The organism is Pyruvatibacter sp., assembly GCF_040219635.1.
Lineage (GTDB): Bacteria > Pseudomonadota > Alphaproteobacteria > CGMCC-115125 > CGMCC-115125 > Pyruvatibacter.
In genome coordinates this window covers 41,435-59,429 of record NZ_JAVJSC010000007.1, presented here as the reverse complement: position 1 = coordinate 59,429, position 17,995 = coordinate 41,435, and the positions used below count along the sequence as shown (strand labels likewise).

The following is a 17,995-nucleotide window of genomic DNA, read 5'->3' as shown; positions in this document are numbered from 1 at the left end:
ATGGTTTTCTTCAGTTCGGCTGGCTTCCACACAGGTGCTGCATGGCTGTCGTCAGCTCGTGTCGTGAGATGTTGGGTTAAGTCCCGCAACGAGCGCAACCCTCGCCCTTAGTTGCCCTTGGTTCGGCCAGGCACTCTAAGGGAACTGCCGGTGACAAGCCGGAGGAAGGTGGGGATGACGTCAAGTCCTCATGGCCCTTACGGGCCGGGCTACACACGTGCTACAATGGCGGTGACAATGGGTTGCGACCCCGCGAGGGTGAGCTAATCCCCAAAAACCGTCTCAGTTCGGATTGTTCTCTGCAACTCGAGAGCATGAAGTCGGAATCGCTAGTAATCGTGGATCAGCATGCCACGGTGAATACGTTCCCGGGCCTTGTACACACCGCCCGTCACACCATGGGAGTTGGTTTTACCCGAAGACGGTGTGCTAACCTTTGGAGGCAGCCGGCCACGGTAAGGTCAGCGACTGGGGTGAAGTCGTAACAAGGTAGCCGTAGGGGAACCTGCGGCTGGATCACCTCCTTTCAAGGAAACCTGAGGATTGGGGCTTTGGCCTTTGATTTTTGGGTATCCAGCAAAAGATCGCCGGATGGTCTGGCGCCGTCCACGTATCCCTTCCTTTAAGAAGCATCTGAACAGGATTATCGGGCCTTGGTCCGGGCCTGTAGCTCAGGTGGTTAGAGCGCACGCCTGATAAGCGTGAGGTCGGTAGTTCGAGTCTACCCAGGCCCACCATTCTCTGGGTAACGGGGCCGTAGCTCAGTTGGGAGAGCGGTAGCTTTGCAAGCTTCAGGTCGTCGGTTCGATCCCGTCCGGCTCCACCAGCCCCAGCGGGGCGGGCATTCCTTGGCCGCGTGGCCTTGTTGAGTGGCCTTGTTGAATGGTTGGTTGTTCAGAAGAGTTGCTTCTTGAGGAAGAAAAGAGTTCGGACTTTTGGGTCCGTTATGTTGTTTTGCGATGGTGAATAGGTATTTGGTTTGTTGCTGTATCGGTCTTTTGGGCCGGTATGGACGACAGACACACCCTTTGTGTCTCGATGTTGTCAGTCATGAGCCGGCAGCGCGAGGCACAAAACCGCGAATGAGTTGAGTTTGTTCCTGTCTCCAGGGTCTTCTTGGGGGGACGGGAGCAGTCGCAGGGCGGGTTTTTTACCAAGCCGTCCTGTATGTGATCGTGCGTGGGCTTTGTCCTATGCATGGTGACGTTCTCAAGTGTGGTAAGGGCATCTGGTGGATGCCTTGGCGTTAAGAGGCGATGAAAGACGTGGCACTCTGCGATAAGCCACGGGGAGCCGAGAGCAGGCTTTGATCCGTGGATCTCTGAATGGGGAAACCCGGCCCAGTAGGGTCGCCCATGGCTGAATACATAGGTCATGGGGGCGAACGCGGCGAACTGAAACATCTCAGTAGCCGTAGGAAAGGACATCAACCGAGACTCCGTTAGTAGTGGCGAGCGAACGCGGACCAGGCCAGTGGTCTGATTGTAAGAACGGGAACACGTTGGAAAGCGTGGCGACAGTGGGTGACAGCCCCGTACCGGTAGAAAGCAGTCAGATCCTCGAGTAGGGCGGGACACGTGAAATCCTGTCTGAACGTGGGGGGACCACCCTCCAAGCCTAAGTACTCCTTAACGACCGATAGTGAACCAGTACCGTGAGGGAAAGGTGAAAAGCACCCCGACGAGGGGAGTGAAAGAGACCTGAAACCGAACACCTACAAGCAGTCGGAGCCTTCCATGTCTTCGGACGGGTGGGGTGACGGCGTACCTTTTGTATAATGGGTCAGCGAGTTGGTCTATCGAGCAAGCCTAAGCCGTTAGGTGGAGGCGCAGCGAAAGCGAGTCTGAATAGGGCGTCGAGTTCGGTGGATCAGACCCGAAACCGGGTGATCTATCCATGGGCAGGCTGAAGGTGCGGTAACACGCACTGGAGGGCCGAACCCACCTCTGTTGAAAAAGCGGGGGATGACCTGTGGATAGGGGTGAAAGGCCAATCAAACTCGGAGATAGCTGGTTCTCCGCGAAAGCTATTTAGGTAGCGCGTCGCGTGATTACCGCCGGGGGTAGAGCACTGGATGGGCTAGGGGGGCGCGAGCCTTACCAAACCTAACCAAACTCCGAATACCGGCGAGTACAGCGCGGCAGACAGACCATGGGTGCTAAGGTCCGTGGTCGAGAGGGAAACAGCCCAGACCTCCAGCTAAGGCCCCCAAGTGGCGGCTAAGTGGGAAAGGATGTGGGAAGGCCAAGACAACCAGGAGGTTGGCTTAGAAGCAGCCATCCTTTAAAGAAAGCGTAATAGCTCACTGGTCTAGATAAGCCGGCCTGCGCCGAAGATGTACCGGGGCTCAAGCCGCCCGCCGAAGCTGAGGATGCATGCTTGCATGCATGGTAGCGGAGCGTTCCGTAAGCCTGTGAAGGGAGCGTCGTAAGGCCTCCTGGAGGTATCGGAAGCGAGAATGCTGACATGAGTAGCGATAAAGAGTGTGAGAAACACTCTCGCCGAAAGCCCAAGGGTTCCTGCGCAAGGCTAATCCGCGCAGGGTGAGTCGGCCCCTAAGACGAGGGCGAAAGCCGTAGTCGATGGGAACCAGGTTAATATTCCTGGACCCGGTGGTAGTGACGAACGTGAAACGTTGTCTTCCCTTATCGGATTGGGAGGGCTGCTGGATCGTTCCAGGAAATAGCTCCACCGTAGGACCGTACCCCAAACCGACACAGGTGGGCTGGTAGAGAATACCGAGGCGCTTGAGGGAACGGTGTTGAAGGAACTCGGCAAAATCCCCCCGTAACTTCGGGAGAAGGGGGACCTCCGTGTGGGCAACCATGCGGGGGTGGCACAGAGTAGGGGGTGGCGACTGTTTACTAAAAACACAGGGCTCTGCGAAGTCGACAAGACGACGTATAGGGTCTGACGCCTGCCCGGTGCCGGAAGGTTAAGAGGAGAGGTGAGAGCTTCGAATCGAAGCCCCGGTAAACGGCGGCCGTAACTATAACGGTCCTAAGGTAGCGAAATTCCTTGTCGGGTAAGTTCCGACCTGCACGAATGGCGTAACGACTTCCCCGCTGTCTCCAACACCAACTCAGCGAAATTGAACTCTCCGTGAAGATGCGGAGTACCCGCGGTCAGACGGAAAGACCCCGTGCACCTTTACTATAGCTTTGCAGTGGCATTAGAAAATGACTGTGTAGGATAGGTGGGAGGCTATGAAACCAGGGCGCCAGCTCTGGTGGAGCCAACCTTGAAATACCACCCTTTTGCTTTCTGATGTCTAACCGCGACCCGTGAAACCGGGTCCGGGACCCTGCATGGTGGGTAGTTTGACTGGGGCGGTCGCCTCCTAAAGAGTAACGGAGGCGCGCGATGGTGAGCTCAGGCTGGTCGGAAATCAGCTTAGAGAGTGCAATGGCATAAGCTCGCCTGACTGCGACACCGACAGGTGGAGCAGAGACGAAAGTCGGTCATAGTGATCCGGTGGTCCCGCGTGGAAGGGCCATCGCTCAACGGATAAAAGGTACGCCGGGGATAACAGGCTGATGGTTCCCAAGAGTCCACATCGACGGAACCGTTTGGCACCTCGATGTCGGCTCATCTCATCCTGGGGCTGGAGCAGGTCCCAAGGGTTTGGCTGTTCGCCAATTAAAGAGGTACGTGAGCTGGGTTTAGAACGTCGTGAGACAGTTCGGTCCCTATCTGCCGTGGGTGTAGGAGAATTGAGAGGATCTGTCCCTAGTACGAGAGGACCGGGATGGACATACCTCTGGTGGACCGGTTGTTGCGCCAGCAGCATAGCCGGGTAGCTATGTATGGTCGGGATAAACGCTGAAAGCATCTAAGCGTGAAACCCACCTCGAAACGAGTTCTCCCTTGAGAGCCGTGGAAGACCACCACGTTGATAGGCTCGGTGTGGAAGCGCGGTAACGCGTGAAGCTAACGAGTACTAATCGCTCGATCGGTTTGATCGTTCTCATTACCCATGCCCGTCACGGCTGCCTTTCAGGCAGGACGTGACGGATATCGATACGAAGCTACCTTTGGCGGCTTCAAAAGGCCCGTGTATTCATATTGCTCGCTGTTATTTGCCGGCTCGGTGATTTTTGCGAGGAGCCTAAACCCGATCCCATCCCGAACTCGGCCGTTAAACTCCTCAGCGCCGATGGTACTGCGTCTTAAGGCGTGGGAGAGTAGGTCGTTGCCGGGCCTGCAAATGACAGCAGCGAGATCAAAGATCCCTCATTCATGAAACACATCCGGCTGATCCGGATACCAGAACAATCGCCCCTACAGCATGACGCGGCCACGCGCCAATTTGGTCCCCGTCAGCTTTGCTTGATGGGCGCGTACGGCATTGGCGCGGGGTGGAGCAGCCCGGTAGCTCGTCAGGCTCATAACCTGAAGGTCGCAGGTTCAAATCCTGCCCCCGCAACCAAAAACAGAAGAGCCCTTGATGCTTGTCGCATCAGGGGCTTTTTTGTTTTGGCGGCGTAGCTTTGAATGGCTGCTTGTTCTGCATGGCGATAGCCGATATTTCGATAAGACAAAGCAATCGTAGGAACAAATAATGCAGTTTGACGACGTGATCCTGGGCCGGCGGAGCGTCCGCGGCTATAAACCCGACCCTGTTCCAAAGGCACTGATTGAGGAAGTTCTTAGCCTCGCGATGCGTGCGCCATCGTCGATGAACACTCAGCCGTGGAGTTTTTATATCCTGACGGGCGAACCTCTGGACCGCATTCGCGCTGGCAATACGGAGCGAAACCTGGCGGGTGTGCCGCACTCGCGCGAGTTCCGTGTTGGTCAGGCATTTGAAGGGAAGCATCGGGAGCGGCAGGTTGGGGTGGCGAAGCAGTTGTTCTCCGCCATGGGCATTGCACGTGAAGACAAAGAAGGGCGTTTGGACTGGGTGTTGCGGGGCTTTCGCCAGTTTGATGCGCCGGTATGTGTGATTGTGACTTATGACCGTGAGTTGGCTGAAAGCGACGATACGCCTTTTGATTGTGGGGCTGTGACAACCGCGCTGGTGAATGCCGCCTGGTCTCGCGGGCTTGGTGCCGTCATTAACAGCCAGGGCATCATGCAGTCACCCGTCGTGCGGGAACATGCCGGCATTGCGGACGATCAGGTCATCATGAAAGCCGTTGCGCTTGGCTGGCCGGATGAGACGTTCCCTGCCAATGCCGTGGTCTCGGAACGTAAGAGCGTTGATGAGGCCGCCATTTTCGTGGGCTTCGACGAGTAGGCTCGAGCCTGCGTGCCTTCAGGCCAAAACGCTCGTCTGGCACGCTCGGGCGGGCGTTTTGGCTTTGCTGGCCGGGTCACCCGTTCCCTGCGCATGTCTGCCTCCCCCAAATGGACCGTGTGCCTAGGCTTAAACTGTCTATTGTGCGGCGCAGCAAGAGCGTTCGCCTTCGCAGTGGGGAACGCTTTTTTGGTTTTTGCGTTTGAAGCGGAGTTCTCGCTTGTCTCAGTTTTCCGTGCCGCGGCTCAAGCATGAGTGGCTCGGCAATATTCGGGGTGATGTGCTGTCGGGGCTTGTGGTTGCCCTGGCGTTGATCCCCGAAGCGATTGCGTTTTCCATCATTGCCGGTGTTGATCCCAAGGTCGGCCTTTATGCCTCTTTCTCGATTGCCGTGATTACGGCGATTGTTGGTGGGCGGCCGGGGATGATTTCGGCGGCGACGGCGGCCACCGCCGTGCTGATGGTCACGCTGGTGCGCGACCATGGGCTTGAATATTTGTTGGCGGCTACGGTGCTGGCGGGTCTGATGCAGATTGCTGCGGGGTTCCTGCGGCTTGGCTATGTCATGCGGTTCGTATCGCAGTCCGTGATGACAGGCTTTGTGAATGCGCTGGCGATTTTGATTTTCATGGCGCAGTTGCCTGAGCTCATTGGTGTGCCGTGGCTGACCTATGTGATGGTCGCTGGCGGGCTGGGCATCATCTATCTGTTTCCGCGCATCACAACGGCTGTGCCATCGCCACTTGTGTGCATCATTGTGCTAACGGCGCTGGCGCTGACCTTTGGGTTTGATGTGCGGTCTGTTGGCGACATGGGTGAGCTTCCCTCAACCTTGCCGGTGTTCTTGCTGCCGGACATTCCGCTGACGTGGGAAACGCTGCAGATCATTCTTCCGTACTCGGCAGCGGTGGCTGCGGTCGGCCTGCTTGAGTCATTGATGACGGCATCCATCGTCGATGACCTGACCGACACCAAGAGCGACAAAAACCAGGAGTGTATCGGACAGGGCGTGGCCAATACGGCGACCGGCTTCATCGGCGGCATGGCCGGGTGTGCGATGATTGGTCAGTCGATGATCAATGTGAAATCCGGTGGACGCGGGCGGCTATCGACGTTTTGCGCCGGTGTGTTCTTGCTGTTCATGATCGTTGTGCTGGGCGACTGGGTGAAGCAGATACCCATGGCCGCGCTTGTTGCAATCATGATTATGGTGTCCATCGGCACATTCAGTTGGTCGTCAATCAAGAACCTGCGCACTCACCCCCGCAGCTCATCCATTGTGATGCTCGCAACGGTCATTACCGTGGTTGCAACCCACAATCTGGCGATCGGTGTGTTGGTGGGGGTTCTGCTGTCCGGCATTTTCTTTGCGGGCAAAATTGCGCAGATATTCCGAGTAACATCGATGGTCAGCAGCGATGGAACAGCGCGGACATACATCGTTGAGGGGCAGGTGTTCTTCGCATCGGTCGAAGACTTTGTGGCCGCGTTTGATTTTCGCGAAGTGCTGGAGACTGTCACCATTGATGTATCGCGCGCGCATATCTGGGATATTTCAAGTGTGGCTGCGCTCGACTCTGTGGTGCTGAAGTTTCGCCGCGAAGGGGCACAGGTGCATCTTGTTGGTTTGAATGATGCAAGCGAAACGATAGTGGACAAGCTGAGCATCAAGGATGAGCCTGGTGCCCTGGATAAGTTGATCGGGCATTAGAAACACGCAGCCGCTGGCGTGCCTATGCTGCTGCTGATGCTCAAAAGAATGGAAAAACAACGTGCTGAAAACGATCGCTCTTATTGATGGGTCTGTTTACGGGCAAAGCGTTTGCGACGCTGCCGCGTGGGTTGCCCATCGCACTGGCGCGTCCGTAGACCTGTTGCATGTGCTTGGCCGCCGCGATGGGGCAGGTGGCGTGACTGATCTGAGCGGAAGCATCGGGCTGGGTGCGCGCACGGCACTGCTTGAAGAGCTCGCAGAACTTGATGCGCAAAAGGCCCGGCTTGCGCAAAAACGCGGTCGCGCCTTGCTCGATGACGCGAAGCAGCGTCTGCAAGCAGCAGGCGTTGAGACGGTATCCACGCAGCTTCGGTATGGTGACCTTGCTGAAACCGTGCAGGAGTTTGAGCGCGATGCCCACCTGCTGGTGCTGGGTAAACGCGGAGAAGCTGCTGACTTTGCAAAGCTGCATCTGGGGTCAAACCTTGAGCGTGTGGTGCGGTCAACGCGGCGGCCGATATTGGTAGCATCGCGCACGTTCAAACCTGTTGAACGCTTTTTGATTGCGTTTGACGGCGGGGCAAGCGCCACCAAGGCGATTGACCATATTGTTCGCGGCAACATGTTTTCGGGTCTGCCCTGCACGCTGTTGATGGTCGGTCGCGAGGATGCATCTTCACGCGGTCAGCTTGAGATTGCGGCCAATACGTTGCGTGATGGCGGCTTCTCAGTGGATGCGCGAATTGAGGCCGGTCAACCGGAAAACGTCATTTCGCAGGCGGTGGAACGCGACGGAATAGACATGCTGGTTATGGGTGCCTACGGACACTCGCGGATCCGCACGCTCATTATCGGATCAACCACCACAGAGATGATACGCTCCTGCATGATACCAATCATGCTGTTCAGATAACGCCCACAAATGAGCCCGCCGGGATTATTTCCCGGCGGGCTTTTTTGTCAGAGGAGAAACATGTATTTGCGCTGCGGACAGTGCTGTCCCATATCCGCAGGCTAAGTGCACGCCGGTTTGCTAGGCAGCCTTTACGCCTGCGAGGAAGTCATCAACTTCACGGCGCAGGGCTGCTGTCTGGCCGGTGAGTTCGCCTACCGCCTGCACAACCTGTCCGGCGGCGCGGCTTGTTTCATCCGCCCCGTCGTTGACGCCCACCAGTGAATTGGAGACGTCATTGGTGCCAGCGGCAGCCTCCTGCACATTGCGGGCAATCTCGCCCGTTGCAGCGGTTTGCTCTTCAACCGCTGCCGAAATGGACGCAGAAATGCCGTTCAACTCATCCACGGTGCGGGCGATTGATTCAATCGCCTCGACGGCACCGCCGGTTGCGCTCTGGATTTCGGCAATCTGCTGGCCAATTTCCTCGGTCGCTTTGGCGGTCTGTGTCGCCAGTGTTTTGACCTCGGATGCCACGATGGCAAACCCCTTGCCGGCTTCACCGGCGCGGGCGGCCTCAATGGTGGCATTCAAGGCAAGCAGATTGGTCTGCTCTGCGATGTCGCTGATGAGATTGACGACTTCACCAATCCGGTCTGCGGCACGGGCCAGTTGTTTGACTGTCCCCTGCGTTTCACCGGCTTCGCCCGCGGCGCGCTGTGAAATGCCGGCAGACTGTTCCACCTGTCGGGCAATTTCACGAATGGACGCGCTGAGTTCTTCAGCGGCTGATGCAACTGTCTGCACATTGGCGGATGTTTCAGTTGAAGCACCCGTCGCAATGGTTGCCTGTTCGCGGGTCTGATCCGCAATCGACGACATCGACTGTGCCGTCGCCTGCATTTCTTCCGCTGCCCCGGCCACGCTTTGCAGCATCTGAGCCACGGCCTGGTCAAAGCTGTTGGTCAGTTGTTCCAGATTTTTGGCACGGGTAATCTGTGCTTCCTGCGCCTTGGCCTGTTCAGTCTGAAGACGTTCTGCCTCAATCATTGAGTCCTTGAACACCTTCAGCGCTTCCGCCATGTCGCCCACCTCGTCTTTCTGACCAACGGCAGGCACATCCACCGTCTTGTCACCTTCAGACAAGCGACGCATAGCATCCGTCATGGCGCCGATGGGCCGGGCAATGCCCGTTCCAATCAACCATGCGGCGGCAACGCCCATGGCAAGGGCACCAATGACGGCAATCAGAACGATCATCACAGCGGTTTGCATGGTGGCCATCGCCTGCGGGCCGAGGCGGTTTTGTTCGGCGGCGGCACTTTCGGCCAACGCGGCGGCGGTTGCCATTATCCGGCTGCCCACGGCGTCCAAGTCGGTTGCTGTCAGTTTGTTGCTCGCCGTAACAATGTCGTAGACGTTTAAGAAGGCGTCACCAAAAGTCCTGGCGCTATCTATTGCCCCGGTGGCGAGTGCGCGCCGGGTCGGATCCTGCAGGTCGGCCAGCAGGGTGTTTGCAGCAGTCTGCATGTGCTGAAGTTCAAGAATGACACGATCATGGTCTGATTGTGCATTTGTTGTAAGAAACTTTTGTACATAGAACCGCGCGAGTAGCAGATGCTGCTGCGCGATGCCGGCACGATAGGCAGCCTGCGGGTTGCCGTCGCGGGAAGCGGTTTCTATGATGGTGCTGAACTTCTTTCGGATCTGCGGGCCCAGCTCGTTCAACGACCCGTAAACCAGTGTGGCTCGTGCGGTGCGGTATTCGACCAGGCGGTCAAACGAAGCTGCGTATGAGCCAAGATCGGTCTCGATCATTGACAGCATTTCGAGCTTTTCAGTTTCCGAGGTTAAAGTTCCGGCATTCAATGTCGCTGTCAGCGCTTTTTGCTGTGCAGAATGCACGCGCTCAACGCTTTCGTTGTCCCCCGTGACGGTGAACTCGCTTACGCCAAGCCGCGTGTCGCGCATGTGTGACGCAACTTCTGTCATCGCCAATGATTTTTGCGCCAAATCTCGGTAGTTCTGGAAGACACTGCTCCCCGAACTCAGTGCATAAATGGCACCGCCGCCGATCAGCACAAGCAGTGCCAGTATGACGCCAAAGCCACCAAAGGTTTTCGCTGTGATGCGAATATCATTCAACCAGGTCATGTTCCGTATCCCACCTAAAATTGCGCAGCGTCCCCTCTGCGTAACTTGCTCACGAACGTTTCCGATGGCTGTTCGCGCCGCCAGACCACCAATCAAGTAATACACTCATAGATTGCATAAATCATCCTAAGGAAGTGTGAAGCGGCTTTGGCCCAATGAAGTGCGGAAATGCTGGGAAAAATACCCGTCCTGTTACTCCAGATGCCTGATCTGTGACCGAGGCCTGCACAGCGAGTGACACTCGCATGGGTAGTAAAGTGCTGTGCTGCCGACCCCTTGGAAAACTGCGTTCATGCTTCGATGAGTTACAAACACACTAGTCTGTCGATCTGCAGCTTCCGCGTCGTGTTGGCCTGCGTCTGTGTGTATTTTAGGGTCAGCGTCTGCGGTTGCAGCGTTTGAAGTCTGGCGGAGGTCTGCCTGACAAAAGCCGCCACAAAGGCCGGGTGCGAATGTCCAGATCAACTGTGAATTACGACCAGGTGCTGCACCTGTGGCCGCGTGGCATGTCTGCGCTGCAGGCAGTGGCCTGGGGCACGCTTGCCTATGTGGTGGCGCATACGCTGGTACGGATTTTGTTTTCGGACGTTATTGCCGTCGATTGGGTGGGCGAGACGGTTTACGCGCAAACGCTTGATTGGGGACAGACGCCGAAATATCCACCGCTTCCCGCCTGGGTGTTGTGGGCCGTGCATCAGGTGACCGGGCCGAGTGTGCTCAGTACACTGATTGTTAAATATGCCGTGTTGTGGGCTGCATTCGTTGTCTATTTTCTGGCGGCACGCAAAGTACTGGCGAATGACGGGTGGGCGGTGCTTGCAACGCTTTGTGTTCTGCTGATTTTTCAGGTTGCATGGAACGCCCATGAAGGCGTCACACACACGATTTTTCTTATTCTTGCAGCACCACTGACGCTGCTGGCCGTCTTGAGGGCTGCCGACACCGGGGAGCACCGGTGGGTGGCGTATGTGGCGCTGGGTGTGGCGGTTGCCATCGGCGCGCTGTCGAAGCAGGCCTATTTTGCGGGCCTTGTGGCGCTTGGCCTTGCGATGCTGCTGCAACCGCGTTTTCGCGCTGTGGTGTTTGATTGGCGGATACTCATCGCCGGGGCGACATGTACGATGCTCGCCGGGCCGCATTACATCTGGGCGCTGAGCAGTGGGTTTGACTATGGGGCTGCGGCAAGTGCAACGCTGGGGCAGCCGGGTGTTGAAAATGTGCTTGCACAAGTCAGCGCCGGGCTGATCTCAAGCATTCAGGCCCCGGTGCTGTTTTTGTCACCGCTCTTGCCTGTCCTGCTGCTGACTTTCCCGCGGGCCTTTGGCTGGGGCAATCTCGTTCACCCAGGCACGCATGGTGTGCCGGGCGGTGATCCGGTGCGGCTGGTGCGTGACACGGTTTTGTTCGGCATCGTGGTGTTGATTGTGCCGGTGCTGGTGGCAGGGGTTGCGCATTACGGCGAACGGTGGATGCACCCGCTGATGCTGTTGGCCCCGATTTACCTTGTCGCAATGATACGGGCCATGCACCCGTCACCGGCACGGCTGCGGCTGTTTGTCGGCATTGTGTTTGCGGTGACGGCACTGGCGCTTGGCTGGCGACTGGCAGGTTTCGTCAATCCGTCGCCGCTGACATGTGGCAAATGCCGCCTTGAAGTGCCGTATGCAGCGCTCGCCAAAGGGGTTGCCGAAATGGGGTTTGCCGGCGGCACAATTCTGGCGGGCGACGAACACATTGCCGGCAACATGCGCACGCACTTTCCCGATGCCCGTGTTGTGGCGCTGAACTACGACTATTACGATCCCCCTGAGAATGATGCGTTGGCGGGTCAGTGCCTGGTTATCTGGCGTCCGTCAGCCGGGCAGTCGACAGCGGTGGTCCCGGCTGCAGCATTTTCCTATGCCGGATTGTCGCGGCTTCCCGATGCAGCGCAGGCGCGCGCGTTCAGGCTGGCCCATGGCCATGCATTCAAGCCTGATGACTATCAGGTATCGCAGTTTGCGGCTGTGTTGATGCCGGCATCAGGGCGCTGCCGCTAACGGTCGGCCTTGCGCGGGGAAGCAGGCTGGTGCGCGGCTTCCGTCGCGCCGGGGCCGGGCATGGCTTCCATGTCCTTGGCCAACACCGGCTCACCGCAGTCGGGGCATGTCAGTTGGGGGGTGATGAAGTTGCCGCAGGGCACATGACGCGTCACCACAGGTGCGCCGTCAGGACCGGACATGTATTTGTCGCCCCAGGCTGTAAGCGACATAACAACCGGATACAGATCGCGGCCTTTGGACGTCAGGCGGTATTCGTAGCGCGCCGGGCGCTCTTCGTAGCGCACGCGGTTGAGCACATCTTCTTCCACCAGCTTTTTCAGCCGTTGCGACAATACGGGCCGCGCGATGCCAAGTCGGCGTTCAAAATCCTCAAACCGCCGCACCCCCAAAAACAGGTCACGCAGTACCAGCAGCGTCCAGCGGTCACCGACGACCGAGACAGCGCGCGCAACCGAACACGAGACCTTGGGCAGATCGCTCCAGCGCATGGCGTGGTCTCCACTAATGAGAACGAACAACACTATAGCTTGACGGGTTTTGTTTTTGAACCCACACTTGCGATAGGGTTCAAAAAGGAAACGGACTATGGATTCAGAGAGATCCGAACACTCGTCTGGTGCGGGTAAGGCCATCATTGTCATCGGTGCGGGCGATGCGACGGGCGGTGCCGTTGCCAAACGGTTTGCCCGTGCGGGCTACACAGCCTGCGTGTGCCGCCGCAACGGTGACCAGCTTGCCGGGCTGGTAAGAGACATTGAAGCTGACGGCGGCACGGCGCGTGCCTTTGGCGTTGACGCCCGCGACGAGGACCAGATCGTCGGCCTGTTTGACACCGTCGAAAATGAGGTTGGCCCCGTGGAGGTGGTGCTGTTCAACATTGGTGCCAATGTCAATTTCCCGATCGCTGACACAACGGCGCGTGTGTACCGCAAAGTTTGGGAGATGGCGGCCTTTGCAGGCTTTTTGACCGGGCGGGAAGCGGCCCGGAAAATGTCACCACGCGGGCACGGCACCATTTTGTTTACCGGCGCAACGGCCAGCCTGCGCGGTGGTCGCGGGTTTTCAGCCTTTGCCGGTGCCAAGTTTGCCTTGCGGGCATTGGCTCAATCCATGGCGCGCGAACTGGGGCCGCGCGGCATTCATGTGGCGCATCTGGTGGTTGATGGGGCCATTGATACGGCGTGGATACGTGAAAACTTTCCCGGCACGGCTGAACGCGATGCGCAGGGCGGCATCCTCAAGCCGGACGATATTGCCGAAACCTATTGGCAGCTCCACCTGCAGCCGCGCACCGCATGGACGCATGAGCTTGATCTGCGCCCATGGATGGAGAGCTGGTAGAGCGTGTCTCAACATTCCGCTTACTGAGCAATGCAAGGATAAGAATTAAATGACAAAGTCTGTAGAGTTCTGGTTCGATTTTGGCAGCCCCACGGCCTATCTGGCATGGCTCCAGTTGCCGAAGATTGCGGCAGCCCGCAATGCTGAAATTGTGTGGTGTCCGATGCTGCTTGGGGGCGTTCACAAAGCCACAGGCAATACGCCGCCCGGCGCTGTTGCCGCAAAGGGAGCCTATATGGGCGTGGACCTGGCTCGCTTCGCTAAGCGCTATGGCGTGACGCTCAACTTCAACCCGCATTTTCCCGTTAACACGCTGCCGCTGATGCGCGGTGCCGTAGCCGCGTTGCACGAAGGAGATGATTTCTTTCATCGCTACGTCAAAACCATGTACGAAGCGATGTGGCTTGCGCCGCGTAATCTCAATGAACCCGCCCAGATCGCTGCTGTGCTGCAGGAAGGTGGGTTTGATACGGACTGGTTTCTTGCCAGAACCAGCGATCAGGCCATCAAAGATGAGTTGATTGCGCGCACGGAGCGCGCGGTGAGCAAGGGTGCATTCGGGGCTCCCACATTCTATGTGGGCGACCAGATGTTTTTCGGACAGGACCGGCTGGACTTCGTTGACGCGGCGCTGGCCGAATGATGGTCGTCGCTGATGCCGAAGCAGTTGTCGGATTTGCAGGCGGAAAGTGGCTCCCGACGCCAAGCGCCATGGGGCCGTTTGGTGGGCTACATGGCGGCGTTGTCTCCGGCGTTCTCACCGGCGAGCTTGAAGCGCGTGCCGAGCGTGAGGGATGGGGGCAGCCGGTGTCGGCCACCACCTATCTGGTTCGCCCGGCACCCAATGAACCGTTTGAGACGACGGTCGAAATCGTGCGCCAGGGCGCCCGGCTCACGGTGGTTGAAAACGCTCTGATGTCCGGCGGCAAGCTGCGCGCCAAGGCCAGCATGGCGTTTCTCAATGATGTGTCGGTACCCGGTCTTGTGCCTGCGGCGGACACACCTGCAACGCCTGAAGATCTGGCAGGGTGGGGGTTCCGGCCTGTATTCAGTACACAGACATACCTTGCCGCTGTCGAGGTGCGCGAGGATCCGGCGTCACAAACGATCTGGGTTCGTCCAAACCGTCCGCTGGTGCCGGATGCCACGCCCTTTGGCCAGGTCATTGCTGTCGCAGATTATGCAACCTTGTTCGAAACCTATCTGGCAGGCGAACGCCCCAAGGCGAGCGGGTGGCCGAACGCGGATATATCACTGCATCTGTCGCGGATGCCCGAAAGCGAGTGGATCGGCGTTCGTCCGCGCAGTTCGTGGCACCCCAACGGCACCGGCCTCACAGAGGCTGAGATTTTTGATGCGCGCGGGTGGATTGGTCGCTCATGCCAGAGTGTGGTGTTGATGCCACTGACAGAGGGCTAGGCTGCTAGCGCACAACCGGCGGGAAAGGTGCTGCGTCAGGGTCGCCGTTTTCCTCACGTACAGCCTTGCGATAGGCCTTTGGCGATTTGTATGCGCCATACGCCTTGAAGTCGGCTGGCCTGGCCGGCACGAGCTTGCCTTTGGTCTTGGGCAAAATCTTGTAGAGCTTGCCGTCCCGACCGATGACCGGAAGCGGCGTGCCACGGCGTGAAAAGACGCGACGCATGGAGGCTGACTCATCCACAAATGCTTCCAGCTCTTCATCGTCCTTGGCGAACAGAAGTTCGTATGCGTCCAAAAACTCATCCACGAAGTTTTTTTCGACGCAGGCTAGGTTGGACAGGACCCAGCACCGATCTTCGAAGGACCAGTAATAGCCAAGGCCCACGAGCTCGCGCTGCTTGTTGAAATAGGGAAAAAACGGGAAGGCGCGGCACGCCAGCGTGCGGTTGTCGCGTTCACAAAAGGCCGCGCCCTTGCACTCAATGGCCTTGCAGCCTGAATGCAGCTCGTCAACAATCTCGCGGCTGGTTTTGTCAAACGGCTGAAACTTGCTCCACAGATCAGTGCGGCCCTTGAGCAGTTTCCATTCCGATTTTTGTACAATGGGTATGGCGTGACTGGTGGTGCAGCACACGGGTTCGCCGCCGTTGAGGGGCGCACAATAGCGCCCGCAATCATGGCGCGAGGCGATGGAAGCGCCGAACCTGTCGTAGATGTCAGCGAAGTCTTTTGCTTTGGCAGTCATGGGCGCACCACAAAACAGGGACCGAATCAAAGATCACTATAGCGCGGCTTTATCGGGTTTTATTGCAACGTCATCAGGGCATCTGCATGATGCCATTCGCCTGGCGATACCAGTTCACAGCTACCGACACGCACTGAATGCAGTGGGCCGTCAATCTCCCGCTCCCAGAAATCCAGAAACTGCGTCAGGCGTGGATACTTGGGAGCAATATCCAGGTGCTGCCAGACAAATGTCTGAAGCAGGGTTTGTGCGTCCGGCATCCGATAGGTGATTTCAGCCGTCGTCAGCCGATAGCCGCGCAACTGCAATGTGAACTCAGATTTTGGCTCGTTGTGGTCATGCATGTGCACCTCCGGGTAAATCCAAGGACATGTCATCCGTACACGGAATCGTCTCTGGCGGCGCGCAAAACCACAAGTGAAAAATGCGCCGGAATGGTGGGGCAAAGCTATTTTGGCAGCGTGTGGGCAAGAGTGCTGCTAGGCGTTGACTGCCAACCATTTACGAGAGAGCGGGAATCAGTACTCCAGGCAGCGGTTCAGCTTGCTTTGATTACCATTGTACCGCTGCCAGCAGCCATCCCGCAGGGCATCGCGCCAGTGGGCGTCGCCGTTGAGGCAGGCGTGGCGTTTGCGGTCGTTGCCGGCGTAGCGCTGCCAGCAGCCATCCTTGAGGGCATTTTGCTGGATGGTGGTCAGGCCACCACCGGAATAAGAGCTGCCGGAGCTATAGCCGCTGTTGCCGCCATAATTGTCCCCGCCATACTGGTTGGAGTCGCGGCGATTGCTGCCGTAGTAGCCGTCATTGCTGTAAGGGTCGTCGCGGTAATAGCCGTCGTGGTTGCCATATGTGTTGCCGCTGTAGTGCCCACCCAGATTGCTGGTATTGAGACATCGGTCGAGCTTTGAGCCATTACCGGAATAGCGCTGATGGCAGCCGTCAATCAGGGCGTTTTGCCAGAATTGTTCACCGTTGAGGCATAAATAGCGCTTGTGCGGGTTGCCGGAATAGCGTTTCCAGCACCCGTCCTTGAGAGCATTTTGCTGCAGATCGTTCATGGATGAGCGTGCGTCGCTGTATTGGGCGAGCGCGGGCGCTGACCATGTGGCGGCGAAGGCGGCAAGGGCAACCAAGAGTACGGTACGCATCGATATGTCCCGGTTTGATGGCAGCGGAAGTATCCCGCAAACCTTAGCGCGGGTTAGATGACGTGGACATGAACAAAAAGCCCCGGCGCAGAGCCGGGGCTTTTGTCGTTTGTAATTCATGCAATCGCATGAACGGCAGCGCTATGCCGCCGAGCGCTGGTCCAGCGGTGTGACCTGACGCTGTTCCTGACCCACATAGGCGGACAGCGGGCGGATCAGCTTGTTGTCCTCCACCTGCTCCATGATGTGTGCCGTCCAGCCGGTGATGCGGCTCATCACAAACAGCGGCGTAAACATCGGGATGTCGAAACCCATCAGGTAATAGGCGGGGCCTGCGGGAAAATCGAGATTGGGGTAGATGTTCTTGTCGTCGATCATGGTCTTGGCCAAGTTCTTGGACATTTCCACCCACTTCTGGCCGCCCTTGATTTCGGCCATCTTGTAGAAGGCTTCCGTCATCGTCGGCACGCGGCTGTCGCCGGACTTGTACACCCGGTGGCCAAAGCCCATGACCTTGCGCTTGGAGGCCAGCGCGTCACGCAGCCACTGAGCGGCCTTTGCGGGATCATCAATCTCGATCATCATGTGCATCACGGCTTCATTGGCACCGCCATGCAGGGGGCCTTTGAGAGCGCCAATGCCGCCCACAACCGACGAATAGATGTCGGAGGTGGTGGATGTGATGACGCGGGCTGCAAATGTGGAGGCGTTGAACGAATGCTCCGCATACAGAATCATTGAAATATCGAAGCAGTCGATCACTTCCTTTGCAGGCACTTCACCAAAGCACATGTTGAAGAAGTTTTCAGAGAAGCCAAGCTCCGGGTTGGGCGCGATCGGCTCAAGCCCGTTGCGGCAGCGGTAGTCGGCTGCAATGCAGGTGGGTATGCGGGCCAGCATCTTGATCGATTTTTCAAGATTGGACGCAGGGCTTGCATCTTCCGTAGTAGGGTCTTCCTGACCCAAAAAGCTGACCGCCGTGCGGATGGTATCCATCGGGTGTGCGTGCTTGTTGAACCGTTTGATGACGGCCATCAGATCATCTGAAATCGCGCGGAAGCCGATTTCCTGCTCCACGAGCTGTGCAAGCTGCGCCTTGTTAGGCAGTTCGCCGTGCCACAGCAGATAGGCCGTCTGCATGAAGTCAGCGTGCTTGCACAAGTCCTGCACCGCGTAACCGCGATAGGTCAGGGAGTTGGTTTCGTGCATCACTTTTGAAACAGCCGTGGTGTCGGTGACAACACCGGCCAGGCCGTATTTGATGTCTTCTGCGGGGACGTCGCTCATTGGGTTTTTAC

General features: G+C 57.7%; 13 protein-coding genes, 3 tRNA genes and 3 rRNA genes. 13 read left to right on the top strand and 6 right to left on the bottom strand.

Features of this window, described 5'->3' with window-relative positions; translation table 11 throughout:
* The 9 genes from RIB87_RS11860 to RIB87_RS11820 form a co-directional block, all read left to right on the top strand.
* Window positions 1-527: ribosomal RNA gene (locus RIB87_RS11860) — 16S ribosomal RNA — on the top strand; the annotation flags it as partial.
* 133 nt (window positions 528-660) lie between these two features.
* Window positions 661-737 (top strand) — tRNA-Ile (locus tag RIB87_RS11855).
* Between the two features lie 13 nt (window positions 738-750).
* Window positions 751-826, top strand: a tRNA-Ala gene (locus RIB87_RS11850).
* Window positions 827-1,207: 381 nt separating this feature from the next.
* Window positions 1,208-3,965 (top strand): 23S ribosomal RNA (locus tag RIB87_RS11845).
* Between the two features lie 121 nt (window positions 3,966-4,086).
* Window positions 4,087-4,201: ribosomal RNA gene (gene rrf, locus RIB87_RS11840) — 5S ribosomal RNA — on the top strand.
* 151 nt (window positions 4,202-4,352) lie between these two features.
* Window positions 4,353-4,429, top strand: a tRNA-Met gene (locus RIB87_RS11835).
* A 132-nt stretch (window positions 4,430-4,561) separates the two neighbouring features.
* On the top strand, window positions 4,562-5,239 hold the full coding sequence (locus tag RIB87_RS11830) for a nitroreductase (protein WP_350146876.1): 678 nt from the start codon (window positions 4,562-4,564) through the stop codon (window positions 5,237-5,239).
* A 235-nt stretch (window positions 5,240-5,474) separates the two neighbouring features.
* A complete protein-coding gene (locus RIB87_RS11825; protein ID WP_502943244.1) occupies window positions 5,475-6,950 on the top strand; it encodes a SulP family inorganic anion transporter in 1,476 nt (491 codons plus the stop codon).
* A gap of 61 nt (window positions 6,951-7,011) precedes the next feature.
* Window positions 7,012-7,866, top strand: a complete 855-nt coding sequence (locus RIB87_RS11820; protein ID WP_350146872.1) for a universal stress protein — start codon at window positions 7,012-7,014, stop codon at window positions 7,864-7,866.
* 120 nt (window positions 7,867-7,986) lie between these two features.
* Here RIB87_RS11820 and RIB87_RS11815 read toward each other — a convergent pair whose 3' ends face one another.
* The gene (locus RIB87_RS11815) at window positions 7,987-9,999 is read right to left on the bottom strand and encodes a methyl-accepting chemotaxis protein (RefSeq protein ID WP_350146869.1); all 2,013 of its coding nucleotides are present in this window, start codon (window positions 9,997-9,999) and stop codon (window positions 7,987-7,989) included.
* A gap of 452 nt (window positions 10,000-10,451) precedes the next feature.
* Here RIB87_RS11815 and RIB87_RS11810 point away from each other — a divergent pair, with 452 nt between their 5' ends.
* Window positions 10,452-12,038, top strand: a complete 1,587-nt coding sequence (locus tag RIB87_RS11810; protein ID WP_350146867.1) for an ArnT family glycosyltransferase — start codon at window positions 10,452-10,454, stop codon at window positions 12,036-12,038.
* On the opposite strand, the gene RIB87_RS11805 is transcribed toward RIB87_RS11810, so the two are convergent.
* Window positions 12,035-12,529: a winged helix-turn-helix transcriptional regulator gene (locus RIB87_RS11805; protein WP_350146864.1), complete on the bottom strand. Its 495-nt coding sequence runs from the start codon at window positions 12,527-12,529 to the stop codon at window positions 12,035-12,037. The two genes, RIB87_RS11810 and RIB87_RS11805, sit on opposite strands and share 4 nt — an antisense overlap.
* A gap of 97 nt (window positions 12,530-12,626) precedes the next feature.
* Here RIB87_RS11805 and RIB87_RS11800 point away from each other — a divergent pair, with 97 nt between their 5' ends.
* Genes RIB87_RS11800 through RIB87_RS11790 form a run of 3 tightly spaced genes read left to right on the top strand, consistent with a single transcriptional unit; the run spans window position 12,627 to window position 14,801 of the window.
* Entirely contained in the window at window positions 12,627-13,382 is a 756-nt protein-coding gene (locus RIB87_RS11800) for an SDR family oxidoreductase (RefSeq protein WP_350146861.1), read from the top strand.
* 49 nt (window positions 13,383-13,431) lie between these two features.
* Window positions 13,432-14,025 carry a 2-hydroxychromene-2-carboxylate isomerase gene (locus RIB87_RS11795; protein ID WP_350146859.1) on the top strand — a complete coding sequence of 198 codons (594 nt, stop codon included), beginning with the start codon at window positions 13,432-13,434 and terminating at the stop codon, window positions 14,023-14,025.
* On the top strand, window positions 14,022-14,801 hold the full coding sequence (locus RIB87_RS11790) for a thioesterase family protein (RefSeq protein WP_350146857.1): 780 nt from the start codon (window positions 14,022-14,024) through the stop codon (window positions 14,799-14,801). The genes RIB87_RS11795 and RIB87_RS11790 overlap by 4 nt, the downstream gene beginning before the upstream one ends.
* Window positions 14,802-14,805: 4 nt before the next feature.
* Here RIB87_RS11790 and RIB87_RS11785 read toward each other — a convergent pair whose 3' ends face one another.
* The 4 genes from RIB87_RS11785 to RIB87_RS11770 form a co-directional block, all read right to left on the bottom strand.
* On the bottom strand, window positions 14,806-15,549 hold the full coding sequence (locus RIB87_RS11785) for a hypothetical protein (RefSeq protein WP_350146855.1): 744 nt from the start codon (window positions 15,547-15,549) through the stop codon (window positions 14,806-14,808).
* A gap of 59 nt (window positions 15,550-15,608) precedes the next feature.
* Window positions 15,609-15,893: an usg protein gene (locus RIB87_RS11780; protein ID WP_350146853.1), complete on the bottom strand. Its 285-nt coding sequence runs from the start codon at window positions 15,891-15,893 to the stop codon at window positions 15,609-15,611.
* 174 nt (window positions 15,894-16,067) lie between these two features.
* The gene (locus RIB87_RS11775) at window positions 16,068-16,697 is read right to left on the bottom strand and encodes a hypothetical protein (RefSeq protein ID WP_350146851.1); all 630 of its coding nucleotides are present in this window, start codon (window positions 16,695-16,697) and stop codon (window positions 16,068-16,070) included.
* 141 nt (window positions 16,698-16,838) lie between these two features.
* Complete coding sequence (locus RIB87_RS11770) at window positions 16,839-17,984, bottom strand: bifunctional 2-methylcitrate synthase/citrate synthase (RefSeq protein ID WP_350146849.1); 1,146 nt, start codon at window positions 17,982-17,984, stop codon at window positions 16,839-16,841.
* Window positions 17,985-17,995 lie beyond the last annotated feature (11 nt).

Bases quoted from the DNA above. Each gene is read 5' to 3' on its own strand.
- RIB87_RS11830 (WP_350146876.1), top strand. From the start codon at position 4,562: ATGCAGTTTGACGACGTGATCCTGGGCCGGCGGAGCGTCCGCGGCTAT.
- RIB87_RS11815 (WP_350146869.1), bottom strand. From the start codon at position 9,999: ATGACCTGGTTGAATGATATTCGCATCACAGCGAAAACCTTTGGTGGC.
- RIB87_RS11810 (WP_350146867.1), top strand. From the start codon at position 10,452: ATGTCCAGATCAACTGTGAATTACGACCAGGTGCTGCACCTGTGGCCG.
- RIB87_RS11805 (WP_350146864.1), bottom strand. From the start codon at position 12,529: ATGCGCTGGAGCGATCTGCCCAAGGTCTCGTGTTCGGTTGCGCGCGCT.
- RIB87_RS11800 (WP_350146861.1), top strand. From the start codon at position 12,627: ATGGATTCAGAGAGATCCGAACACTCGTCTGGTGCGGGTAAGGCCATC.
- RIB87_RS11795 (WP_350146859.1), top strand. From the start codon at position 13,432: ATGACAAAGTCTGTAGAGTTCTGGTTCGATTTTGGCAGCCCCACGGCC.
- RIB87_RS11790 (WP_350146857.1), top strand. From the start codon at position 14,022: ATGATGGTCGTCGCTGATGCCGAAGCAGTTGTCGGATTTGCAGGCGGA.
- RIB87_RS11785 (WP_350146855.1), bottom strand. From the start codon at position 15,549: ATGACTGCCAAAGCAAAAGACTTCGCTGACATCTACGACAGGTTCGGC.
- RIB87_RS11780 (WP_350146853.1), bottom strand. From the start codon at position 15,893: ATGCATGACCACAACGAGCCAAAATCTGAGTTCACATTGCAGTTGCGC.
- RIB87_RS11775 (WP_350146851.1), bottom strand. From the start codon at position 16,697: ATGCGTACCGTACTCTTGGTTGCCCTTGCCGCCTTCGCCGCCACATGG.
- RIB87_RS11770 (WP_350146849.1), bottom strand. From the start codon at position 17,984: ATGAGCGACGTCCCCGCAGAAGACATCAAATACGGCCTGGCCGGTGTT.